16 protein-coding genes and 3 tRNA genes are annotated in these 16717 nt (G+C 65.6%); 10 read left to right on the plus strand and 9 right to left on the minus strand.

Going from position 1 to position 16717, the window contains the following annotated elements; all coding sequences use genetic code 11:
- Positions 1-4: 4 nt before the first annotated feature.
- From KBY49_RS00600 to miaB, 3 genes are read right to left on the minus strand one after another with little or no spacing between them, the layout of a single operon-like run.
- The gene (locus tag KBY49_RS00600; protein WP_254932853.1) at positions 5-415 is read right to left on the minus strand and encodes a hypothetical protein; all 411 of its coding nucleotides are present in this window, start codon (positions 413-415) and stop codon (positions 5-7) included.
- Positions 412-1509 (minus strand): D-alanine--D-alanine ligase family protein, encoded by a 1098-nt coding sequence (locus KBY49_RS00605; RefSeq protein ID WP_254932854.1) that lies wholly within the window; start codon positions 1507-1509, stop codon positions 412-414. The genes KBY49_RS00600 and KBY49_RS00605 overlap by 4 nt, the downstream gene beginning before the upstream one ends.
- 34 nt (positions 1510-1543) lie before the next feature.
- Positions 1544-2926: a tRNA (N6-isopentenyl adenosine(37)-C2)-methylthiotransferase MiaB gene (gene miaB / locus KBY49_RS00610; RefSeq protein WP_254932855.1), complete on the minus strand. Its 1383-nt coding sequence runs from the start codon at positions 2924-2926 to the stop codon at positions 1544-1546.
- A gap of 41 nt (positions 2927-2967) precedes the next feature.
- Here miaB and KBY49_RS00615 point away from each other — a divergent pair, with 41 nt between their 5' ends.
- Positions 2968-4068: a dipeptide epimerase gene (locus KBY49_RS00615; RefSeq protein ID WP_254932856.1), complete on the plus strand. Its 1101-nt coding sequence runs from the start codon at positions 2968-2970 to the stop codon at positions 4066-4068.
- On the plus strand, positions 4068-5171 hold the full coding sequence (locus tag KBY49_RS00620; protein WP_254932857.1) for a DUF1611 domain-containing protein: 1104 nt from the start codon (positions 4068-4070) through the stop codon (positions 5169-5171). Before KBY49_RS00615 ends, KBY49_RS00620 begins: the two co-directional genes overlap by 1 nt.
- Before the next feature lie 52 nt (positions 5172-5223).
- On the opposite strand, the gene KBY49_RS00625 is transcribed toward KBY49_RS00620, so the two are convergent.
- Positions 5224-5296: transfer RNA gene (locus KBY49_RS00625), tRNA-His, on the minus strand.
- On the opposite strand from KBY49_RS00625, the gene KBY49_RS00630 reads away from it, so the two are divergent.
- Genes KBY49_RS00630 through KBY49_RS00640 form a run of 3 tightly spaced genes read left to right on the plus strand, consistent with a single transcriptional unit; the run spans position 5283 to position 8514 of the window.
- Positions 5283-5765: a DUF4359 domain-containing protein gene (locus tag KBY49_RS00630; RefSeq protein WP_254932858.1), complete on the plus strand. Its 483-nt coding sequence runs from the start codon at positions 5283-5285 to the stop codon at positions 5763-5765. The two genes, KBY49_RS00625 and KBY49_RS00630, sit on opposite strands and share 14 nt — an antisense overlap.
- On the plus strand, positions 5762-7057 hold the full coding sequence (locus KBY49_RS00635; protein ID WP_254932859.1) for an amidohydrolase family protein: 1296 nt from the start codon (positions 5762-5764) through the stop codon (positions 7055-7057). The genes KBY49_RS00630 and KBY49_RS00635 overlap by 4 nt, the downstream gene beginning before the upstream one ends.
- Complete coding sequence (locus KBY49_RS00640) at positions 7054-8514, plus strand: FAD-binding oxidoreductase (protein WP_254932860.1); 1461 nt, start codon at positions 7054-7056, stop codon at positions 8512-8514. The genes KBY49_RS00635 and KBY49_RS00640 overlap by 4 nt, the downstream gene beginning before the upstream one ends.
- Here KBY49_RS00640 and KBY49_RS00645 read toward each other — a convergent pair.
- The 5 genes from KBY49_RS00645 to murA form a co-directional block, all read right to left on the minus strand.
- Positions 8511-8993 (minus strand): pentapeptide repeat-containing protein, encoded by a 483-nt coding sequence (locus KBY49_RS00645; RefSeq protein WP_396099517.1) that lies wholly within the window; start codon positions 8991-8993, stop codon positions 8511-8513. The genes KBY49_RS00640 and KBY49_RS00645 overlap by 4 nt on opposite strands.
- 45 nt (positions 8994-9038) lie before the next feature.
- Positions 9039-10259, minus strand: a complete 1221-nt coding sequence (locus tag KBY49_RS00650; protein WP_254932862.1) for a folylpolyglutamate synthase/dihydrofolate synthase family protein — start codon at positions 10257-10259, stop codon at positions 9039-9041.
- Positions 10252-11445, minus strand: a complete 1194-nt coding sequence (locus KBY49_RS00655; protein WP_254932863.1) for an aspartate aminotransferase family protein — start codon at positions 11443-11445, stop codon at positions 10252-10254. Before KBY49_RS00655 ends, KBY49_RS00650 begins: the two co-directional genes overlap by 8 nt.
- Before the next feature lie 11 nt (positions 11446-11456).
- A tRNA-Leu gene (locus KBY49_RS00660) sits at positions 11457-11538 on the minus strand.
- Positions 11539-11550: 12 nt separating this feature from the next.
- Complete coding sequence (murA, locus tag KBY49_RS00665; protein ID WP_254932864.1) at positions 11551-12876, minus strand: UDP-N-acetylglucosamine 1-carboxyvinyltransferase; 1326 nt, start codon at positions 12874-12876, stop codon at positions 11551-11553.
- Between the two features lie 133 nt (positions 12877-13009).
- On the opposite strand from murA, the gene KBY49_RS00670 reads away from it, so the two are divergent.
- From KBY49_RS00670 to trpC, 5 genes are all read left to right on the plus strand, one after another.
- Positions 13010-13093, plus strand: a tRNA-Leu gene (locus KBY49_RS00670).
- A 13-nt stretch (positions 13094-13106) separates the two neighbouring features.
- A complete protein-coding gene (locus KBY49_RS00675; protein ID WP_254932865.1) occupies positions 13107-13355 on the plus strand; it encodes a hypothetical protein in 249 nt (82 codons plus the stop codon).
- 3 nt (positions 13356-13358) lie between these two features.
- The gene (locus KBY49_RS00680) at positions 13359-14201 is read left to right on the plus strand and encodes an RNA methyltransferase (protein WP_315856980.1); all 843 of its coding nucleotides are present in this window, start codon (positions 13359-13361) and stop codon (positions 14199-14201) included.
- A gap of 37 nt (positions 14202-14238) precedes the next feature.
- Complete coding sequence (locus KBY49_RS00685; RefSeq protein ID WP_254932866.1) at positions 14239-15690, plus strand: dihydrolipoyl dehydrogenase; 1452 nt, start codon at positions 14239-14241, stop codon at positions 15688-15690.
- Position 15691: 1 nt separating this feature from the next.
- Entirely contained in the window at positions 15692-16576 is an 885-nt protein-coding gene (gene trpC / locus KBY49_RS00690; RefSeq protein WP_254932867.1) for an indole-3-glycerol phosphate synthase TrpC, read from the plus strand.
- Positions 16577-16717 lie beyond the last annotated feature (141 nt).

Below are 16717 nucleotides of genomic sequence, written 5' to 3' on the forward strand. Positions count from 1 at the left end.
GATTTCAGAGCTCGCAGCGGGAGCGGGCCATTAATTCGTCGATCCAGCGGCGGGCCCGGTCGGCATCGGAGAAGGGCAGATCCTTGTGCAAGCCATTGCCCATCAGCCTCAGCCGGCAGGATCCCTGGCTTTCTTCGGTGAGGGGCGCTTCGCCGGAATGCAAGGAGAGCAACTCCACCATTTCCAGGTTTTTGATCACAAAAGAGTCGTCGTCGTGAAGCTTGCCAGCCTCAAAACGGGCCCAACTCAGCACCCCATCCAGCAGCCGGGCTGCGCCGCAGCTGTCGAGCTTGGCCAATTCCGAACCCTCAGCCCAATCACGAAATAGCTGCTGACGTCTGCGCTCAAGCCAACCCAGGGCCGTGAGCAGTACGAAAACCAGCAGCAGTGGTAGCCACAGCAGTCCATGGATCATTGCTCCACCCCCCCTTGGACCGCACTTTGGTGCCATTCTCGGGCCCCTTCTAGCAATTCGTGCACCAGGTTTTCGAGGGGGATGCCGCTGGCTGCCCAAAGCATGGGGTACATGCTCTGGCTGGTGAAGCCCGGCAGGGTGTTGATCTCATTGAGCCAGAGCTCACCGGTGGCTTCGCTGTAGAAGAAATCCACCCGAGATAGGCCCATCGCTCCGACTGCTTCACAGGCTTGGATCGCCATGCTGCGGGCCCTTTCGGCGATGGCAGCCGGCACCTGGGCCGGAATCACGGTGTGGCTTTTGCCTTCGCTGTATTTGGTCTCGTAGTCGTACCAGTCGGCGTCAAAACAGATCTCCCCCAACACGGAGGCCTCCAGGGGTTGGAGGCCGCCACCGCGCACCCCACATTCCAGTTCCCTTGCCACCACCCCTTTCTCGATCACGAGGCGGGGATCGAGGCGAGCCGCCGCCGCCAGACCAGCCCGCAGAGTTTCCGGGTTGGTGGCCTTGCTGATCCCCACCGATGAACCCAAGTTGGCCGGTTTTACAAAGCATGGGTAGCCCAGCTGGCTTTCCAATTTTTCGACCAGTTGGTTGGGGTTGGTGGCCAGCTCCCGGCTGCTGGCGCAGGCATAGGGCACCTGGGGTAGGCCGGCCGCAGCGAAGGCCGCCTTCATCGCCTGTTTATCCATGCCCACCGCCGAACCCAACACCCCCGAGCCCACGAAGGGCACCTGCATCAGGCTGAAGAGTCCCTGGATGGTGCCGTCTTCGCCATTGGGGCCATGCAAAACCGGAAACCAAATCTCAATTTCCTGGGCACCGGGCGGAAATCCTGAGAACCCAGGTTTTTGGGGTTCCGGGGGCAGGCTTTCAGGCGCCGCAGGCGATGCTGCGGCTAAGACCGCATCGGCCTGCTGGGGCCCCCACCAGCGACCCTGCTGGTCGATATAAAAGCAATGCAAGCTGTAGCGGTTGGCATTGGAGCCGCTGCGCAGGGCCCCTGCCACCGTGGCGGCGGATCGAATCGAAACGGCGTGTTCACCGGAGGCCCCCCCAAAGATCAGGCCAACGCGGGTGGGGGTGCTGCTCATCTGCTGGTTGCTGCTGGCCCAAGGCCCTACACACTTACGCCAGTTTGCCGCTGAGGGAGAAGGGGCGCACCTGATCGATGGTGACAGTCACGAGATCTCCCGCCTTGTGCGAGCTGCCATCGGCCTTGGCGATCGGGAAAAAGGTGAGCCGGTTGGTGCGGGTGCGGCCCATCAGTTGGCTGGAATCCTTCGGGTTGACCCCTTCCGCCAGCACCTCCACGCTGCGCCCCGCATAGCGGGCACTGCGGGCCTTGGCCGTTTGCTCCACCAGGGCGTTGATCTCCTGGAGGCGCTCCACCTTGACGGCCTCACTGAGTTGGTTGGGCCAGGTGGCGGCGGGGGTGTTGGGCCGTGGTGAATAGGCGGCGGTGTTGACCAGGTCGAAGCCGATTTCCTCGATCAAGGCCAGGGTGCGGCGGTATTGGGCATCACTCTCGCCAGGGAAGGCGACGATCGCATCGGCACTGATCGAGGCCTCGGGCATGCGGCTGCGGATGCGCTCGATGATCCGTCGGTAACGATCCACCGTGTAGCCGCGGGCCATCGCCCTGAGCAGGTCGTCGTCGCCACTTTGGAAGGGGATGTGGAAGTGCTCGCACACCTTGGGCAGGTCGGCGCAGGCGTCGATCAACCGATCGGTGAAGTAACGGGGGTGGCTGGTGGCAAAGCGGATCCGCTCGATGCCCTCCACGTCGTGCACCTGGTGCAGCAGGTCGGTGAGGGTGTGGCTGCGGCGGCCTTCGGGGGTGATGCCGGGCAGATCGCGCCCATAGGCATCGATGTTTTGGCCCAGCAGGGTGATCTCCTTGAAACCCTGGGCAGCGAGGCCCTCCATTTCGAGCTTGATTGCCTCGGGCAGGCGGGATTGCTCCTGGCCCCGCACCGAGGGCACCACGCAGTAGGTGCAGCGCTCGTTGCAGCCATAGATCACATTCACCCAGCCGCAGACGCTGCTATCGCGCCGGGCCGTGGTGATGTCTTCGAGAATGTGGTGCTCTTCTGTGGCCACCACCTGCTGGCCCGCTTCCACCTGGGCCAGCAGCACGTCGAGGCGGTTGGCGTGTTGGGGCCCCATCACCAAATCCAGCTCCGGCACCCGCCTCAGCAGGGATTCGCCCTCCTGCTGGGCCACGCAACCGGCCACCACCAGGGTGAGATGGGGGTTTTCCCGTTTGCGCTGGGCCTGGCGACCCAGGTAGCTGTAGACCTTTTGTTCTGCGTTGTCGCGGATTGTGCAGGTGTTGTAAAGCACCAGGTCGGCGCTGTGCTCGCCGTGGCCCTGGCTGTAGCCCATCGACTCCAGGATCCCGGCCATGCGCTCGGAATCGGCCTTATTCATCTGACAGCCAAAGGTGGTAATCCAATAGCTGCCGCGGGGGCTGTTCGTGGAGACCATCATGTGATCAGTTTCGGCCATCGGCCTCCGTTGTGCCAGCTTGAGCAGAGCGTCCCAGCCCCATGCACCTGAGCCTGCGCCGCTTCCAACTCACCAAGGCAGTGCCCCTGGCGATTAGCCGCGGCAGCACAGCGGCGGTGGAGCACCTGCTGGTAAGCATTGGGCACGGGGGAATCACGGGCCTGGGCGAAACCGGCGGCTTCGACACCGGCCACCGCCATTACGAAACCGCGGCGATTGCCGCCGAACTCGAGGCCCTGGCGCCCCATTTGCAGGCCCTGGCGCCCGAGCCCCTGCAGGCGCTTGAGCCGCTGCTGGCAGCCCTTAGCCCGCCGGCCCGCTGCGGCCTGGATTTGGCCCTGCACGACTGGTGGGGGCAGCGCCTGGGACAACCGCTGTGGCGGCTCTGGGGGCTGGATCCAGGTGCCTGTGTCGCCACCAGCGTGACCCTCGGCTTAGGCCAGTCCGCGGCTGTGTTGGCGCGGCTCGAGCGCTGGTGGCAGCAGCTGCCCGCCACCCGAATCAAGCTCAAGCTCGGCAGCCCGGATGGGGTTGAGCACGATCGCGCCCTGGTGCTAGTGGTGCGCCAGGCCCTGGAGCAACGGCAGCAAAGCACTGGTCGGGCCCATGAATTGCAGGTGGATGCAAACGGCGGCTGGGATCTGGCCACGGCCCAGCAGCTGCTGCCCTGGCTGGCCCAGCAGGGCGTGGTGCTGGTGGAGCAGCCCCTGGCTCCCCTCAATGACCCTGCCGCCGATACGGCTGGCTTCGCTGCCCTGGCGGGCGTCGCCCCGATTCCTGTGGTGGCCGATGAGAGCTGCTGGGACCTGGCCGATCTGCTGCGGCTGGCCCCCCACGTGGATGGCGTCAACATCAAGCTGGTGAAGAGCGGTGGCCTCAGCGAGGCCCTGGTGATGGCCCGCACCGCCCGGCGCCTGGGCCTGGGGGTGATGCTGGGCTGCTATTCCGACAGCACCCTCCTAAATAGCGCCGCCGCCCAGCTGTTGCCCCTGGTGCGCTGGCCCGATCTAGACAGCCATCTCAACCTGCTGGACGATCCGTTCAGCGGCGCCGAGCTGGTGGGCGACCTATGGCGGCCCAGCGATCGCCCTGGCCTGGGGGTGCTGGCCCTTCCCCCGATGCCCCTTCCTGACCCCTGCTGATGCTCACTGCCGACGCCCCACTGGTGCTGCTGTTGCACGGCGGCCTCGACAACCTCTCCGGCAAGACCGGACTGGCGATGCTGCGCTACCGCCATGGGCCGATCGTGGCGGTGATTGATCCGGCCCACGCCGGCCGCTCCCTGGGGGAAATCACCGGCATAGCCAGGGCGGTGCCGGTGGTGGCCTCGATGGCGGAAGCCCTGGCCTTTGGCCCCGAGGTGGCGGTGGTAGGCCTGGCTCCTTCGGGCGGGCTTTTGCCGCCGGAGATGCGCCCTGACCTGCTGGCTGGCCTGGAGGCGGGATTACACCTGGCCAGCGGCCTGCATAGCCGCCTGGGGGATGACCTAGAGCTGGCTGCCGCCTGCAGCCGAGCCGGCCAGTGGATCTGGGATCTGCGCCGGGAGCCCGACGGCCTCGAGGTGGCCGCGGCCCGTTGTGCGGCGTTGCCCTGCCGGCGGCTGCTGGCGGTGGGTACGGACATGGCCGTGGGCAAGATGAGCGCCTGCCTGGAGCTGCTGGCCGCCGCCCGGCGCCGTGACATGGATGGCCGCTTCGTGGGCACCGGTCAGGCGGGGATCCTGATCAGCGGCCAGGGGGTGGCCCTCGATGCGGTGCGGGTCGACTACGCCTCCGGTGCGGTGGAGCAGGCGGTGCTCCAGGCCGCGGCCGGTGCTGGGCCGGAGGCGCTGGTGCTGGTGGAGGGCCAGGGCTCCCTTTGCCATCCGGGCTCCACCGCCACCCTGCCCTTGATTCGCGGCAGCCAGCCTACGGGTCTGCTGTTGGTACACCGGGCTGGCCAGAGCCATGTGCGCAGCCGCCCCGGCGCGGCGGCGGTGGCGATTCCCCCGCTGCTGGAGGTGATAGCTGCCTATGAAGCCCTGGCTGCCCTGGGCCGGCCCGATGGCCTGCGGCCGCGGGTGCGGGCGATTGCGGTGAATACGGCGACCCTGGAGCCGGAGGCTGCTACGGCGGCCCTGGCCCAGATCCGTGCCAACACCTCCCTGGTGTGTGCGGATCCCGTGCGGGAGGGGGCCGATCGGCTGCTGGATGCCCTTCTAGATGACCGGCTGGATGACGGGCTGGATGACTGGCTGGAGCCCTAAAAGAACCAAACCCCCGGCAGCTGTTACAGCTGCCGGGGGTCCAGGAAAAAGGGGCGAGCGAGGGGACTTGAACCCCCGAATGGCGGCACCACAAGCCGCTGCCTTAACCACTTGGCGACGCCCGCCGTGATCGATGCCAATGTACCAATCAATGAGGCAGAACAGGGTTTGCCAATTTCGAGCCGATTTTTAAGCCCGATTTCCCAATCCCTGGCAGCTAGCTTGGCCGTCGGGGCCCTGGTGGCCGGTGGCCTGGTGCTGACCAACCCCACGCCGGCGGATTTGGAGGCTTTTGCCGCCGAAAGCCTGCCCAAGGAAATCAGCGATGAGCTCTGCAAGCCCGGCGGGCTGCCGATGGCCATGCGCTTGACGATCAGCAATTGCCCTGCCCTGGTGGCTGCCCAAAAAGGGGTGTTGGGGCGGGTGGTGCGTGAGCAGGCCCAACGCCAGAACTTCGGCCTCTTCAGCCTCTATCGGGCCAGTATCGGCGGCCAAAACCTGTTGAATTGGCAGGTGCCCCGGTATCAGGCCACCGTGCTGGGCATTGCTGGAAACTTTGTGTTGGTGCAATCCGCAGCCACGCCAAATCCATGAGCCTGGCCTTGGAGTTGCGGCTGCCCCGCAGCCTGCTGGATCCTCGCCTTAATGACCTGCCCAGCCCCGATGCCGATGGCCTGGTGGCGGTGCGGATTTTGCAGGAGTCGGGGCTGGTGCGCTCGATTGAGCCCCTGCCGCCGCAGCCTTCAAATGCTGGCTTGCCCCTGGCCCTGACCCCCCTGGTGGAGCCCCATGCCCACCTGGATAAAACCGGCACGGCCCAGGCTTTTCCCAACTGGGATGGGGGCATGGCCGGGGCCCTGGCCCAGAACCAGCGGGAACATGGCCAGCGCAGTGCCAATGCTGTGAGACAAAGGGCAGAGGCCCTGCTGGAGCGCAGCTGGCGCTACGGGGTGCGGGCCATGCGCACCCACATTGATAGTGGTGGCGGGCCGGCCACCGAGGCCAGTTGGCAGGCCCTGTTAGAGCTGCGGGAGCGCTGGCGCGGCCGCTTGGATTTGCAGCTGGTGGCCCTGGCCCCCCTGGAGCATTGGCTGCGGCCCGAGGGGGAAGCCCTGGCCAGGCGGGTGGCGGGCTGGGGCGGGCTGCTGGGGGGAGTGCTGGGCCCGCCCTATGCCAGCCGCGGCTGGGCTAATGGCCAAGACCAAGAGGCTCTAACGGGCCTGCTGGCCCTGGCGGAGCGCCTGGGCTGCGGCCTGGATCTGCATGTGGATGAGGCCGATAGCCAACCCGGGCGGGGTGTGGCCCTGCTCACGCGGCTGGTGTTGGAGCAGCGAAGGGCGGTGGCGATCACCTGCAGCCATTGCTGCAGCATGGCCCTGTTGCCCCAGGCCCGGCTGGAGCGCCTGGCCGAGCAGATGGCCCGGGCCCAGCTGGCGGTGGTGGCCCTGCCTTTCACAAATCAGTGGTTGCTGGGTCGCCGGCCCGGTCAAACGCCGGTGCAGCGGGCCCAGGCACCGATCCGCAGCCTGCAGCGGGCAGGGGTGCGGGTCGCAGTAGGTGGCGACAACGTGCAAGACCCCTGGTTTCCTGGGGGCGACGGCGATCCGATTGAGCTGTTGCGCTTTGCGGTGCCGGCCTGCCATCTGGTGCCCAGCCAGCGCCAGGGCATTGCCCCTTTCACCCGGGCCAGCTCGGAGCTGCTGGGCCTGGACTGGGATGGGGTGCTGCGCTTGGGGGGGCCGGGCGATCTGGTGGTGCTCTCCGCCACCAACTGGACCGAGCTCCTGGCCCGCACTCCCCAGCGACGGGTGTTGCGGGCGGGGCAATGGCTTGGGCCAGCCGAGACTGAGCTGCCATCACCGCTGCTGGCCAAACTGGGGCAGTGAAAAGCAACCAGGTGCCCGATTTGGCCCAAGTAAATAAGGCCCTGCAAGCCCAGGCGGTAAAGGCCTTGGTGGATGAGTTGCGCCTGCTGGATCCGGGGCTGGTCTTGACCCAGGAGCCTGGCGAGCTGGAAAAGCTCTCCCGTGATTTCTACGACTTTTCGCCGGTCCTGATCCCCCAGCTTCAGGAGCATCGGGCCCAATTGGCAGTTTTTGCTTCGAAGGTGGAGCAGGTGCAACTGGTGGCCGGGGCCTGCGCCCGCCATGGGTTGCCCCTCACCGTGCGCGGTGCCGGCACGGGCAACTACGGCCAGTGTGTGCCGCTGGAGGGGGGGGTGGTGCTGGAGATGCGGGGCCTTAATCGCGTCCGCCAAATCGATCCCGAAACCGGCGTGGTGGAGGTGGAAGCGGGCTGCAGCTTGGCGGCCCTCGACCAGCAATTGGCGGCCGCCGGCAGGGCCCTGCGGATGGTGCCAAGCACGATGCGCACCGCCACGGTGGGGGGCTATTTCGCCGGGGGATCCAGTGGTTTGGGTTCCCTGCGCTGGGGATTTTTGCGGGATCCCGGCAATCTTTTGGGCCTGGAGGTGGTCACCGTGGAGGCGGAGCCCCGGCTGCTGCAGCTCGATGCCGAGGCCAGTGCTCCCCTCAACCATGCCTACGGCACCAATGGCATCCTCACGGCCCTGCGGCTGCCCAGCACGGAAGCGGTGGCCTGGCAGCAAGTGGTGGTGGGTTTCCAGGATTGGCAGCAGGCCCTAGCCGCGGCCCAACTACTGCCCCAGACCGCCTTTTTCCTGCAGGGTTTGACCCTGCTGGAGGCGGAGGTGGCCGCCGCCATGCCCTGGCCCCCTGGCTGCCCGAAATGCCCATCGGAGCAGGCAGCTGGGCCTGAACACCGGCTGCTCCTTTGGGTGGGGCCCGATGCGCTCCGGTCTCCCGGAGAAGGGGCCCCTGGAGAAGGGGCCCCCGCAGAAGGTGCCCTGGTGGCCTGGTTAGGGGCGCGGGGGGGGGAAGTGCGTTGGCTGGCGCCAAATCTGCCCGGTCCTGGTTTGCCGCTGCGGGAGTTCACCTGGAACCACACCACCCTCCATTGGCGCAGCAATCACCCCGACTGGACCTACCTACAGATGCTCTTGCCCCAACCAGAGGCCCCTTGCCTTGGGGCCCTGCGCCAGCGCTGGGGAGCAGACCTGCTCTGGCATCTGGAGGCGGTTAAGCACGAGGGGGCAGCCCGCTTGGCGGCCCTGCCGTTGCTGCGTTGGCAGGGGCAAGCCCAGCTGGCAGAGCTGATCCAGCACTGCCGCGAGCTGGGGGCCTTCGTGTTCAACCCCCATGTGCTGACCGTGGAGGATGGGGGCCTGGGGGTGATCGATGCCGACCAGGTGGCGGCTAAGGCGGCCCATGACCCTGCAGGCCTGCTGAATCCGGGCAAACTGCGGGGGTGGCTGTCCCGTTAGCAGCCCAGGCTGCTTCGGGTATCCACGCCTGTGATGGGGTTGCTGCCCGAGGCTTCCCTACATAGGGATCGCTGGTCCAGTCGATCGATTAAGGCATCGCTGAAGTCAGCGTTGGTGACGGTGGCGCCAATGAAGCTGCTGCCTGAGGCAATGGCCCCTGCCAGGAGGGCGTTGCTGAAGTCGGCACCGCTGAAATCCACCTTGTCCATCAGCACATTGGTGAGATTGGCGTCGCTGAAATCAGCTTCTGGGAAGGAGGCCTGGGTAAAGATCGCCCCATGCAGATCGGAGCCGCTGAAATTGGCGTGGCGACCACTGGCTCCGGCAAAGGAGGTGTCGGCCAGGTCGCGGCTGCTGAAGTCCGCTTCGTTTTGGTTGGTGAGGGTGTAGTCGATGCCCTCAAACGCCCAGGCGGGGGAGCCGGCGCAGAAAACTGCCAAGAGGAGCAGTAGGGCCCAGGCCCGCTTAAGCCAAACCATGGTTTCGAAGGCGGGGGGCAATCTGAGCTCCACTCTCTCAGGGATTCACTCTCTCGCAGTGTCGGCGATTAGGTGGCCGATTAGGTAGAGGGAGCCTGCCACCACAACCGGTTCAGGGGAGCTTTGGTGGGCGCCACTGGCCCAAGCCTGGCCAAGGGCCTCCTGCCAATCGGGGCTTGTGTGCAGTTGCTCCGCCAGCTCGGGGCAGGACTGCCGCAGCGAATCCCCGTTCCAGCTGGGGTGGCCCGGCACCGGCACAATCCAGGCCCTATCATCTGGCCCCAGCAGTTCGCGGAGCATCTCCGGCGCCTGCTTGTGGGCCAGCATGCCCAACACAAACCGCCTGGCTGTTTGGCCACTGGCGTTGTCCAGCTCCTGGCGCAGGGCCCTGGCGGCCGGTGGATTGTGGGCGCCATCAACCAGCAGGCTGTGGCCGCGCCAATGGATTGTTTGCAGCCGCCCGGGCCAATGGGCACAGGCAAAACCCTGGCGAATGGTGGCTTCCTTGATCGGCCAGCCGGCCTGCTTGAGGGCCTGGAGCATGCCCAGGGCCACGGCCCCATTGCTGGCCTGCAATTCGCCGGGAATGCCCAGATCCCATTGCCCGAGGTCTAGGGGTGTTACCCAGCGCAGCTCGGCACCAATTGCACCTGCTTGCTGCTCTAAAACCTCTGCCACCTCAGGGTTTTGGGCGGCGCTGATGGCGACCGTGCCCGGCCGCAGCACGCCGGCCTTTTCGGTGGTAATGGCGGCCAAGGTGCTGCCGAGAAATTCACGGTGATCCAGGCCTATGGGGCCAAAGCCCACCACGCTTCTGTTGGGGTGGCAGGTGGTGGCATCGAGCCGGCCGCCGAGGCCCACCTCCAGCACCACCAGGGGGCACTGGGCTTCCGCAAAGGCGCAAAAGGCCGCCGCCGTGACCAGCTCAAAGGGGGTGAGCAGGTGGCGTTTAGCCAGGTCCTGCAGGTCGAAAAGTCTTTGGCGTAGGGCCGATTCCCCAATCAGCTCGGCGCCGATGCGAATGCGTTCGCACCAGCTCAGCAGATGGGGCGAGGTGTAGAGCCCAGTTCGAATGCCGGAGGCCTGCAGGGCGGCATGGACAAAGGTGGAGATCGATCCCTTGCCATTGGTGCCGGCCACCTGCACCGCCATAAAGCTGGCCTCTGGGTGCCCCAATTCAGCGAGGGCTGCCTGCAGACGATCAAGACCCAGGTCGACGCCCCGGCGATTGAAGGGTTCGATCAGGTCGTCAAAGGGATCAGCCAAGGCTGAGCAGGGCTCGCTCAAGTAGGGCCACTGCCCTGCGCAGCTGGCGACGATTGATCACCAGGGGTGGCACAAAGCGCACCACCTGGGGGCCGGCTGGCACGAGCAACAGGCCCTGGGCCATGGCTGCCTTGACCAGCTCGGGGGCCGATGGCGCTTCCGAGCGCAGCACCAGGCCCTGCAGCAGGCCCCAGCCCCGCACCCCTTCAAGTTTGCCGGGATGGCGGCTGACCAAGCCGGCCAGTAATTCCTGGAGCAGGCTGCCCATCGCCTGCACGTGGGGCAGCAGCTGGCGCCTTTCCAGCTCGGCCAGCACGGTCAGGCCGGCTCTACAGGCAAAGGGATTGCCGCCAAAGGTGCTGGCGTGCTCCCCGGGCACGAACAGATCGGCCTTGGCCTTAACCGCTAGCGCCCCAATCGGAATGCCGCCGCCTAAACCCTTGGCGAGGGTGAAGGCATCTGGCTCAACCCCCAGTTGCTCGTAGCCCCAGAGCCGGCCGCTACGGCCCACGCCGATTTGGACCTCGTCAAAGATCAGCAGGATTTGCTTGGCATCACAGAGCTGGCGTACCCGTTCAAAGAAGGCCCGGTTGCCGGGGTGCACGCCGCCCTCACCCTGGAGGGGCTCCAGCAATACCGCCGCCACCCTGGGGCCATGGGCCTCGCATTGCTCCAGGAGACTTTCGAAGGCGGCGGTGTCGTTGTAGGGGAAGTATTTGAAGCCCTCCACCATCGGCTCAAAGCCCTGGTGGTATTTCGGCTGGCCCGTGGCCGTTACGGCGGCAAGGGTGCGGCCATGGAAGCTGGCCTGGGCCGTGAGGATTACGGGCCCTTGCCCAGGCTCAGTGCCGATGCCCCGCACCTGGTGGCCGTGCTTGCGGGCCAATTTGATGGCGGCCTCGTTGGCTTCGGCACCGGAGTTGCAGAAAAACACCCGATCGGCGCAGCTGCTCCCGGTGATGGCCGCGGCGAGTTGCTCCTGCTCCGGAATCTGGTAGAGGTTGGAGACGTGTTGCAGTTGCCCCAGTTGGCGGGAGAGGGTCCGCCTGAGGCGGCGGTCGCTATGGCCGAGGGTGCAGACGGCGATGCCAGCCACACAGTCGAGATAGCGCTTGCCAGCCGTATCCCAGACCCAAACCCCCTGACCGCGCTGGAGCGCGATCGGGAAGCGGGCGTAGGTGTCCATCACTGAAGAGATGGGAGCGGTGGGACTCGAACCCACAAACCCGAAGGCGCTCGATTTTGAGTCGAGTCCGTCTACCAATTCCGGCACGCTCCCTTCTTTAAGAGCTTAGGCCGCGGCCTTCGCCAGGGGTTGGGCTCCACTGGCCCGTTCGATTAGGGCCCCGGCGGCGTTGAGCTTGGTTTCGAGGTGGGCATAGCCGCGATCGAGATATTCCAGGCCCCTCACCGTGGTGATGCCCTCTGCGGCCAAGCCGGCCAGCACCATCGCGGCCGAGGCCCGCAGGTCGGTGCCCTGCACCGGGGCCCCGCTCAGCCGGGGTACCCCTTCGACAAAGGCGGTGTTGCCCTGCATCCGGATTGCGGCCCCCATGCGCTGCAGCTCACCCACGTGCTGGAGGCGATTTTCAAAGATGTTTTCGGTGATCACGCTGGTGCCCTTGGCGGTGGCCAGCAGGCTCATGAACGGGGCTTGCAGGTCGGTGGGAAAACCAGGGAATGGTTGGGTGCGCAGGTCTACGGCATTGATTTGATCGGCCTTAAGGGTCAGGCCAATGCCGTCGTGTTCGATGCGGCAGCCCGCCTCTTCCAGCTTGGTGATCACGGCACCGAGGTGCTCGGGAATCACCGGTGCAATGCGCAGGTGGGAACGGGTGATCGCAGCGGCCAGCAGGAAGGTGCCGGCCTCAATGCGGTCGGGAATTACGGAGTAATCGGCGCCATGGAGGCGCTCGACTCCGGAGATGCTGATGGTGGGGGTGCCGGCGCCCCGCACCCGGGCCCCCATGGCCAGCAGCAGGCCCGCCAGGTCGACCACTTCAGGCTCAAGGGCGGCGTTTTCGATCACGGTTTCGCCGTCGGCCAAGGCCGCAGCCATCATTAGGGTCTCGGTGGCGCCGACGCTCGGGCAATCCAGGTGGATCCGGCCGCCGGTGAGTCGATGGCTCCGGCCAGGCACCACGGCTGTCACCACGCCGTGCTCAATCGTGACCTGGGCACCCAGGGCCTTTAGCCCCTTGACGTGCTCAACCACGGGACGGGTACCTATTTGGCAGCCCCCGGGCAGGGGCACCTTGGCCATGCCCATGCGCGCCAGCAGGGGACCGATGCAGAAGAAGCTGGCCCTGAGGCTGTTCACCAGCTCGTAGGGGGCGGTGGAGTTGTTGATGTGGTCGCCGTTTAGCTCGAGGCAATCACCAATCCGCAGAACTCGGCCCCCCAGGCTGCCAAGCATTTCGCCCATGGCGGCGATATCGGTGAGGGGCGGCACATTGCGCAGCCGGATCGTGTCGCGGGTGAGCAGGCAGGTGGCCATCAGCACCAGGGCTGAGTTCTTGGCGCCGCTGACGCTGAGCTCGCCGGTCAACTTGCGACCCCCGGAGATCTGGAGCAGGGGGTTGAGAATTACTGGGGAGCGCACAACAGTCAGGGTCATGGGATGGCTCTGCCCCTATTGAAGTCCCATCTTGACAACAAATAGTGGGAGCGTCTAGACGTCCGCCGCCCGAACTGGTCAGAAACGGCTAGGTGATGGCGTATGTTCGTCCGGTCGCTTCAGCGGCAGCCACGCGGATGTGGCGGAATTGGTAGACGCGCTAGTTTCAGGTACTAGTGGCAGCAATGTCGTGGGAGTTCAAGTCTCCCCATCCGCACTTTTTTCCTTCAATGATTGTTCTCAAGATTTCAAATGCCTCGGAGGTGATCTCCTCCAAGCTCGGCAAGTTTCTTGAGAGCTTGACCCCCGATGGTTTCGACCAAACCACCATCGAGGACGTCCTGCTCAAAAAGTTGATCGAAAACCTCCAGGCGGAGGGCCTAAAGGGCGAAGTGGCCTCGGTTAAGGGCTTGGATTTGGAAGGTAAGGAACTGGTGGTGCACGACCACATGCACGTGCGGCGCCACGACAGCTTCTAGGGCGTGCCCGAACTGATCACCAGCCGCCGCAACCCCCTGGTGAAACGGCTGCGGGAGCTGCATGTTGGCAAGGGCCGCAGGGAGCAGGGCTTGCTGCTGGCGGAGGGCACTCACCTTTTGCAGGAGGCGCGGCGGCTTGATTTGCTGCCGGTTGAACTGCTGGCCACGCAGGCCTGGGCAGACAAACACCCCGAGCTTTGGGAGGGTTGGCCCGATCAGGTGCGGCGCTATTGCGTTGATGGGCTGGTTTTAGCTGCAGTGGCCACCACGGCCCAGGCCGATGGGGTGGTGTTCAGCTTGGCCCCGCCGGCAGCGCCGAGCGAGCCCCCGCCGGCAAGGCAGACCCCGCCGGCAAGCCAGCCCAGCTTTGTGTTGGTGCTCGATGGCCTCCAGGATCCCGGCAACCTGGGCACCTTGATGCGCACCGCCCTGGCGGCGGGGGTGGAGGCCCTCTGGTTGGCAGAGGGCGCCGACCCCTTCCAGCCCAAGGTGCTGCGCTCCTCAGCTGGAGCGGCCTTGGCCCTGCCGATCGAGAGGATCGGCCGCCCTCAGCTCGAGGAGCGCCTACGGGCTGCTGCAGGCCGGGGGATGCAGCTGGCCGCGGCGGTACCGCCAGGGTTAAGCCAGGCCGATGGCAAGGGTCCGCTGGCCTATTGGCAGCTGGATTGGCTACGGCCCACGGCCCTGTTGCTGGGCAATGAGGGGGCGGGTCTGGCTGCGGAGCTGCAGGCCATCGCCACCCACCTGATCACGATCCCCCACTGCCAGGCGGTGGAATCGCTAAACGTGGCGGTTTCCGCTGCGCCGCTGTTGCTGGAGCGCCTGCGGCAGCGCTCTGGAACCTGACGGGGGAGAATGCCGTCAGTAACCGCAGTGCAGCCCGGTGAGCGACGCCCAAACCAACGGCAGCTTCGATTTCGACGTGATCGTGATCGGGGCTGGCTATGGCGGCTTTGATGCGGCAAAACATGCCGCCGAGCATGGGCTGAGGGTCGCCATTGTGGAGTCGCGCGACATGGGCGGCACCTGCGTAAACCGCGGCTGCGTGCCCTCGAAGGCCCTGCTGGCGGCCAGCGGCCGGGTGCGGGAGCTGGCGGATGCGGAGCATCTGGCTGGTTTTGGCATCCACGCGGCGCCGGTGCGTTTTGAGCGCCAAAAAATTGCCGACCACGCCAACCAACTGGTGGCGACGATTCGCACCAACCTGACCAAGGCCCTGGAGCGGGCCGGCGCCAAGATTCTTTTGGGCAAGGGCCGGCTCGATGGCCAGCAGCGGGTGGCGGTGCGGGAGGCCAGTGGGGTGGAGCGGGTCTATAGCTGCCGCGACGTGATCATTGCCACCGGCTCCGATCCCTTCGTGCCGCCTGGTATCGAGACCGACGGCCGCACGGTGTTCACCAGCGATGAGGCCGTAAGCCTGGAATGGCTGCCCCGCTGGATCGCGATCATTGGCAGCGGCTACATCGGCCTGGAATTCGCCGATGTCTACACGGCCCTTGGCTGCGAGGTCACGATGATTGAGGCCCTCGACAAGGTGATGCCCACCTTTGATCCAGACATTGCCAAGATCGCAGCCCGCCACCTGATTGAAGGCCGTGAAATTGAGGCCCGAGCAGGGGTGCTAGCCCGCAAGATCACGCCGGGCTGCCCGGTCAAGATTGAATTGGCCGACATGAAAACCAGGGAATACGTGGAAACCCTGGAGGTGGATGCGGTGCTGGTGGCCACGGGCCGGGTGCCGACCAGCGCTGAATTGAACCTGGCGGCGGTGGGGGTGGAAACCAACCGGGGCTTTATTCCCGTCGACGACAAATTGCGGGTGCTGGTGAATGGTGAGCCGGTGCCCCACCTCTGGGCCGTGGGCGATGTAACCGGAAAGATGATGCTGGCCCACACCGCAGCGGCCCAGGGAACGGTGGCGGTGGACAACATCCTTGGCCACCCCCGCGAGATTGATTACCGCTCCATTCCGGCGGCCACCTTCACCCATCCGGAGATCAGTTCGGTGGGTCTATCGGAAGTTGATGCCAAGGCCCTCGCCGCCAGCGATGGTTTTGAGCTGGGTTCGGTGCGCAGCTACTTCAAGGCCAATTCCAAGGCCCTGGCCGAGCTGGAGAGCGATGGCCTGATGAAGCTGCTCTTCAACAGAAGCAGTGGCGAAGTGTTGGGCGCCCACATCTATGGCCTGCATGCGGCTGATTTGATCCAGGAGGTGGCCAATGCGGTGGCCCGGCGCCAGTGCGTTCAGCAGCTGGTAAGGGAGGTGCACACCCACCCCACCCTCAGTGAGGTGGTTGAGGTGGCCTACAAGCAAGCTGCAGCGATGGTGGCCTGAGATGGAGTTCCGTCGCCGCCCCCCCAATCCCAAGGTGAAGGTGCTCCACCTGGAGTACGCCATCCGCCATGAGGAGAGCGAACCTCGCTCGATCCTCGAGAAGATTGTTTGGGAAAAGGACCGGGAGGTGGCCTCCGCCCGCGAGCGGGTGCCCCTGGAAAAACTGAAACAGCAGGTGGCGGATTTGCCCGCCCCCCTCGACTTTGTCGCCGCCCTGAAGGCCAGCTGCCGTAAACCGGCGGTGATTGCGGAGGTGAAAAAGGCCAGCCCCAGCAAGGGCGTAATCCGCGAAGATTTTGATCCCGTGGCAATTGCTAAGGGCTATGCAGCGGGCGGCGCCAGTTGTCTTTCGGTGCTCACCGATCGGCAGTTTTTCCAGGGGGGCTTTGAGGTGCTGGTGCAGGTGCGCCAGGCGGTGGAGCTGCCCCTGCTCTGCAAGGACTTCATCCTCAGCCCCTACCAGCTGTATCAGGCCCGGGCCGCCGGGGCCGATGCGGCCCTATTGATCGCGGCAATTTTGAGCGATCAAGACCTGGGCTATCTGCTGAAGGTGGCCAAGGCCCTGGGGCTGGCGGTGCTGGTGGAGGTGCACGATGCCGAGGAGCTGGAGCGGGTGCTGGACCTCGATGGGGTGCAGCTGATCGGCATCAACAACCGCAACCTGGCCACCTTTGACACGGATCTAGCCACCACTGAGCAGCTCACCGCCCTCTATGGCGAACGCATCCGCGCCAAGGGTTGCCTGTTGGTGAGCGAGTCGGGGCTATTCAGCCGCGAAGATCTCGATCGCGTCCAGGGCGCCGGCGCCGATGCGGTGCTGGTGGGTGAAGCCCTGATGCGCCAGGCCGATGTGACCGCAGCCCTGGAAACCTTGATTGGTGGCTGAGGGCAGCGGTCCCTAGCCCCCTACCTCTAGCCCCGCGACCTATGGGGCTGATTTCGCAGGGTGGAAAGTTAATTGAAGAGCCGTTCTTACTGCCTGGGAGGCTTGCTCCAATTGTTCTGTGGTCTCCAGGCTTGATGCCAT

This window comes from Cyanobium sp. WAJ14-Wanaka (assembly GCF_024345375.1).
Classification (GTDB): Bacteria; Cyanobacteriota; Cyanobacteriia; order PCC-6307; family Cyanobiaceae; genus Cyanobium_A.